Here is a 5,281-nt window from a genome sequence, read left to right on the forward strand (position 1 = left end):
GCTCCAGCGGCTCCGGCGGCAGCTCCGGCAGCGCCAACCTTCCCAGTCTCGCCTGAGCAGGCACAGGGTATCGCCCAGGCTCATGCGGGCGGCGCGACTCTGACCCGCGCTGCCGAACTGGTCAGCCTGCAAGGCACACCAGCGTATGAAGTGCTGTTTGATCGGGGCGCAATCTATATCGACGCGCAAACGGGAGTGGTGCTGGCCAATACCATCGCCGCGCCGGTCGCTGCCGCTGGCGTCATAATTAGCTCCGATCAGGCAATCGCTGCGGCTACGGCCTATCTCGGTGGCGGTCAGGTGGTCAAGGTCGAGCGTGAGCGTGAGCATGGTGCCGATGTATATGAGGTGAAGTTCAGTGACGGGAGCGAGGTATACGTTGATGCGGCCAGCGGTCAGGTGGTGTATGCCAAAGTCCGCTCGGCGTTTGACCAGAATCAGACTGACGATGACAATCACGATGACGGTGATGATGACGATGACAATCACGATGACGGTGATGATGACGATGACAATCACGATGACGGTGATGATAAAGATCGCGATGATGATTAGAAGGTGTGAGAAATTTATGATCTCACCTGACCAATATGGAGGGTAACGAATGACAATGAAACCAATCCGCAAACCGGAGCGTGTCACTGGTATGGAAGGTTTGAAGACGGCAATCAGCGCCGCGGCGCTGGCGGCGACCGTTGGCGGTTGGGGCTGGCTCACTGCGCAGAATCCGCCGACAGTGACGACGATAGAGCCGGTAATTGTGGTTGAGCAGCCGTTGATTGAGCGTCAATCAGCGCCGCAGTGGCTACAACAGTCGCCATCTGTGCCAGTTGTGCCTACAGTCAGACCATTGAGCATGCCAAATGTGGATGCTGGGACAACTGCGCCCGTGCCTGCCGCCGCGCCCGCGTCTGCCGCCGCGCCCGCGCCTGCCGCGCCTGCCGCCGCGCCCGCGCCTGCCGCGCCGGCTTTGCGCGAGGTAGCACTACCTGCGCCTGCTTTACAACCGGCACCCGCCGCCCGCACCCGCTCATCTCGCTGAAGGAGGGCGCGCGATGCAGCAGATCAGCTTTCGCGCAATGGGGTCAACGGTGAACATCATTGTAGACGATGATAACTTAGCGGCGCGGGCGGCGCTGACCGCCGCCCGCAAGACCTTCATCCGCTTCGAGCGCATCCTGAGCCGGTTTCGTCCTGACAGCGAACTGAATGCGCTCAACCGGCGCGCCGGATGTAAACCGGTGCGGGTTGGGCAAACACTCTGGCATGCCATGCGACATGCACTGGCGATGGCGCGCATCAGTGATGGTCTGGTGACGCCGACGATAGGTGCGGCGCTGATGGCAGCGGGGTATGATCGCGATTTTGCCACGCTCGCAGCCATCCCAGACGCTGTTACTGATCGGCCACCGGTATCAGTGCCTGACTGGCGTCAAGTTGTTTGTGACCCGCGCCGACGCGCGATCAGGTTGCCAACCGGCATGCAGCTTGATTTGGGTGGCAGCGCCAAAGGATGGACGGCGGCGCTGGTTGCGCGCCGTCTGGGTCGTCGCTTCCCGACGCTGGTCGATGCGGGCGGTGACATCGCGGTCAGTGCGCCGCAACGCAATGGCGAGTCATGGCCGATCGAAGTCGCTGATCCGCGCGCGCCCGATTCTGGTCTCGATCTGCTGCTGATCCGTCGCGGCGGTGTGGCGACATCAGGCATCGACTATCGACGTTGGCAACGCAATGGCCGTTGGCTCCACCATCTGATCGACCCGCGCACTGGCGCGCCTGCCGAGACCGATCTGCTCGCGGCGACCGTCATTGCGCCGACGCTGCCGATTGCCGAGCTGGCGGTCAAGGTGATCTTGCTGCGCGGTCGTGATGATGGTCTACGCTGGCTGAACGCGCAACCGGCGCTGGCAGCGTTGCTGGTGACAGTTGACGGGCAGGTCATTCGTTCGCCAGCGTTCGCCCGTTATCGCTGGCAGCCTGCATCTGGCGAGCTGGTTATCGGCGCCTAAGGTTGTAAACACGTATGGCTGCGTCAAACAATGTTGATACGTAGCTGCGAAAGAGGTGAACGATGTCTGTCAATCCTGTTACGCAACCTGAGCAACCGGCAGCGACGAATCGCGCGCCGGAACGAAGCAAACGAGCGGCGCCGTCATCATCTGATCTAACCGATCTGCCGCCGGCTATGCCACTGGCTGCGCTCCTGATCCTCTTGCTTGGGACGATCGTCGGCGCGCTGGCCGCCGTGATCATCCTGCCTGCCTGGCTTCCCGGCCTGAGCGCCTCGCTGTTGGGTAGCGAACCAAAAGCCTACTGGTACCTCTCGCGCAGCAGCGCAGTGGTGGCCTACACCCTGCTCTGGCTCTCGATGGTCTTTGGTTTGCTGATGACCAACCGTCTAGCCCGGTTATGGCCAGGCGGGCCGGGCGCGTTTGATCTGCATCAGCACACCAGTCTACTCGGTCTGGCGTTTGCCATCTTCCACGCGCTCATCTTGCTCGGTGATCGCTATATCAGCGCTACCATCGACCAGATTGTTGTTCCCTTTACCTATAGCGGTTATGAACCCTTTTGGGTCGGATTGGGTCAGTTGAGTCTATACGGCATGGGTGTGGTCGGTTTTAGCTTCTACGTCAAGCAATGGATTGGCCGCGCGCTTTGGCGTCTCATCCACTTTCTGAGCTTTGCTATCTGGATTCTCAGTTTACTGCATGCGATCATGAGCGGGAGTGATACCGAACTATTGACAGGCTTTTACTGGTTTTCGGGTGGGAGTGTGTTGTTTCTAACCATCTATCGCATTCTGATCACAGGTTGGCCTGCGTCTCGATTGAGGGACAAATCACAACCCAGTTCATGAATTTTACGCTTGTTGGGCGTTGGCATTGCGCGTACACTGAAACCATGGTTGCGCGATGAAGCTCAATCGATTTGAAGGAGTGCGCAATGCCGACGCTCGAACGACAGCAGAGAGGGGTTGGATTGCTCAGCCCGGCTGAACTCTATGCTGAATTGTTGGCGGGTCAACCATTATTCATTCTCGATGTGCGCAATGAAGTAGAGTTTGCCCGCAATCAGATTCGTAGCCGCTCACCTGTGCCAATGCTAAACATTCCCTACTTTGAATTTATTGAAGACGAAGCGGCAGCGCTGGCTCGGGTTCCGACCGGGGTGCCGGTGACCGTTGTTTGCGCCAAAGAGGGTTCATCGCAATACGTTGCCGAACTACTGGTTGAACACGGCATTCCGGCCCGCTATCTCATCGGCGGTTTTCGCGCATGGCTTGATTTCCACGCCATCCACGAAGTGGTCAGCGCCGGGTGGGGAAGCATCGTTCAGCTCATTCGTCCGGCGCGTGGTGATCTGAGCTACGTGATCATTAGCGCTGGCGAAGCTGCGGTGATTGATCCCGGTCGCTTCATCCATCTCTACCAGGAGATTGCTGCGGCTGCGCAGGCCGATGTCACGCGCGTCTTGCTGACCCATCTCACCGCAGGTCGGTTGTCGGGAGGGGCGACGCTGGCCAACGCGCGCCATACCCTGCTCTACTGTCATCCGTATGATGCCTTGCATCCGCGCAGGCTGTTGCCGGCCCATCTTGATTACCTGCCATTGCTCGGTGGCGAACGATTGCCGGTTGGCAGGCTCTTAATCGAGGCGCACTGGTTTCCCGGACACACGCCGGGTCACCTGCTCTACCGGGTGATTACACCTGATGGGGCGCGGTTTCTCTTAACCGGTGATGCGCTGCTGTTGCGCGGTTGTGGCCGCACCGATCTGGGTGGCCATCCGGAGACCTGGACAGAGCTGCTCTTGAATAGTCTTCGCTCGTTGCCGAATCTGGCCGACGATCAGACCCTCATTCTGCCTTCTTCGCTGTCAAGCCTGGCCGAAGTGCGTCCAGACGGGATCGTTGCTGAGACATTTGCCACTTTGCGCACTGTTCATCCGGCGCTACAGCTTGATTCCGTAGCGGCGTTACAGGAGCTGGTCTCAGCGCCGGAATCTGCTTTACCGGGCGCGATTGACTCGTTCTTGCGGGCAAATCTTGGCCTCTGGCAACCTGACCAGACTGAAGCTGACGAGCTTGAGATTGAGCCATCGTTATGCGTGCTGGCTCACTATTGACGGTAAGCCGGCGTAACAAAGGATATGTTGCCGCAGCTCTTGTTTCTCAGGTGTTGATGGAACAATCAGCCTGCTTCGCGCGCGTTGCGCATCAGTTAAGGGCAGGTCATGATTTGCGCCTGAATGCGACGCTGCGCCTCGATTATCACGCTTGCGACGCGGTCGCGCGCGCCGAAACAGGCCTGACAATGAAAAGAGGTCGCTCATGCTGGCCAATCCTTCAACAACTCATGCGCAGTCCTATCGATGGGCTTATCGTCTGGTATACGGATTGCTGCTGATCATCTTTTTCCTGCCGTTGTACACTGAAAAACCATACCTACCGCAGGAACAAGGGCAGGTCATCAACGCATTGCTACAGGTTACACCAGCAGAACCATATCGCGCGCTGGCGCCATTCTTTCATCTGGCAACGATTGCGTTAATGGCGCTCATGGTGTGGCGGCCCGAGCGGGCAGGCCGATTGGTAGCCGCCTACATGGGCTTGAACTATCTTGTCATCGGCTGGGTGCAGGGGCAGGGATTGACCGTTGACTACGGATATGTTGTGCATACCGGTAATGTGGTGGCGTGTGTTTTGTTGGCGATGATCTGGTTGCGAGTAGCATGGCAAAATCAGCTCAACATCACGCTGAGTCAACTGAATTGGCGCCATTATGCGCTGGCGCCATTAGCGCTACTGGCGTTCTGGTCGCCGGCGGCAGTGACTGCTTCGGGAGTGATGCCCGATTTTAATCCAATGTTATTGCTTACTTCACCGGCTTATGGGCTGACCTATTGTCTGACGACCCCGGTATTCCTGTTCTGGCTGATCATTGCCTTACCCAATGTGCCGTCACTCGCCTATCGGATCACTGCTTTTAATGGCTTGCTCTACGGCCTGATCAACCAGGCGGCCTGGTTTGATCCGGCAGGCTGGTGGATGGGATTCTTGCATCTGCCGCTCCTGGGATTGTCAATCATCGCGCTATGGTTGGCGCGGCGTCAGTTACCGGTTACGCGAGAGGGATAGCGACACCATCACTTCTCCCGTGGCAATATCGAGCAGCGCTAAAAGGTATTTACGTCGGTACAGATAGCTATTTCTCTACCTGGTTGCCCGACCACAATGGTAGCGGGCAACCTTAATTCGTTGTCAGACATCAACCCGTTC

6 protein-coding genes are annotated in these 5,281 nt (G+C 58.2%); all 6 read left to right on the forward strand.

Annotated elements, in window-relative coordinates:
* The coding region (locus Q0650_RS11200; protein ID WP_298818972.1) for a PepSY domain-containing protein at nt 1-555 on the forward strand (555 nt) is incomplete at its 5' end.
* A gap of 49 nt (nt 556-604) precedes the next feature.
* Complete coding sequence (locus Q0650_RS11205; RefSeq protein ID WP_298818974.1) at nt 605-1,042, forward strand: hypothetical protein; 438 nt, start codon at nt 605-607, stop codon at nt 1,040-1,042.
* Nucleotides 1,043-1,055: 13 nt separating this feature from the next.
* Nucleotides 1,056-2,009 (forward strand): FAD:protein FMN transferase, encoded by a 954-nt coding sequence (locus Q0650_RS11210; RefSeq protein ID WP_298818976.1) that lies wholly within the window; start codon nt 1,056-1,058, stop codon nt 2,007-2,009.
* A 62-nt stretch (nt 2,010-2,071) separates the two neighbouring features.
* Entirely contained in the window at nt 2,072-2,860 is a 789-nt protein-coding gene (locus tag Q0650_RS11215; protein ID WP_298818979.1) for a hypothetical protein, read from the forward strand.
* A gap of 86 nt (nt 2,861-2,946) precedes the next feature.
* Entirely contained in the window at nt 2,947-4,128 is a 1,182-nt protein-coding gene (locus tag Q0650_RS11220; RefSeq protein WP_298818982.1) for an MBL fold metallo-hydrolase, read from the forward strand.
* A gap of 205 nt (nt 4,129-4,333) precedes the next feature.
* Nucleotides 4,334-5,140 (forward strand): hypothetical protein, encoded by an 807-nt coding sequence (locus Q0650_RS11225; RefSeq protein ID WP_298818984.1) that lies wholly within the window; start codon nt 4,334-4,336, stop codon nt 5,138-5,140.
* The last annotated feature ends 141 nt before the right edge of the window (nt 5,141-5,281 follow it).

It is taken from the genome of uncultured Chloroflexus sp. (genome assembly GCF_937129525.1).
Classification (GTDB): Bacteria; Chloroflexota; Chloroflexia; order Chloroflexales; family Chloroflexaceae; genus Chloroflexus.

What these genes read in the sequence shown, in the direction of transcription:
- Q0650_RS11220 (WP_298818982.1), top strand. Translation starts at nt 2,947, where the DNA reads ATGCCGACGCTCGAACGACAGCAGAGAGGGGTTGGATTGCTCAGCCCG.
- Q0650_RS11215 (WP_298818979.1), top strand. Translation starts at nt 2,072, where the DNA reads ATGTCTGTCAATCCTGTTACGCAACCTGAGCAACCGGCAGCGACGAAT.
- Q0650_RS11210 (WP_298818976.1), top strand. Translation starts at nt 1,056, where the DNA reads ATGCAGCAGATCAGCTTTCGCGCAATGGGGTCAACGGTGAACATCATT.
- Q0650_RS11225 (WP_298818984.1), top strand. Translation starts at nt 4,334, where the DNA reads ATGCTGGCCAATCCTTCAACAACTCATGCGCAGTCCTATCGATGGGCT.
- Q0650_RS11205 (WP_298818974.1), top strand. Translation starts at nt 605, where the DNA reads ATGACAATGAAACCAATCCGCAAACCGGAGCGTGTCACTGGTATGGAA.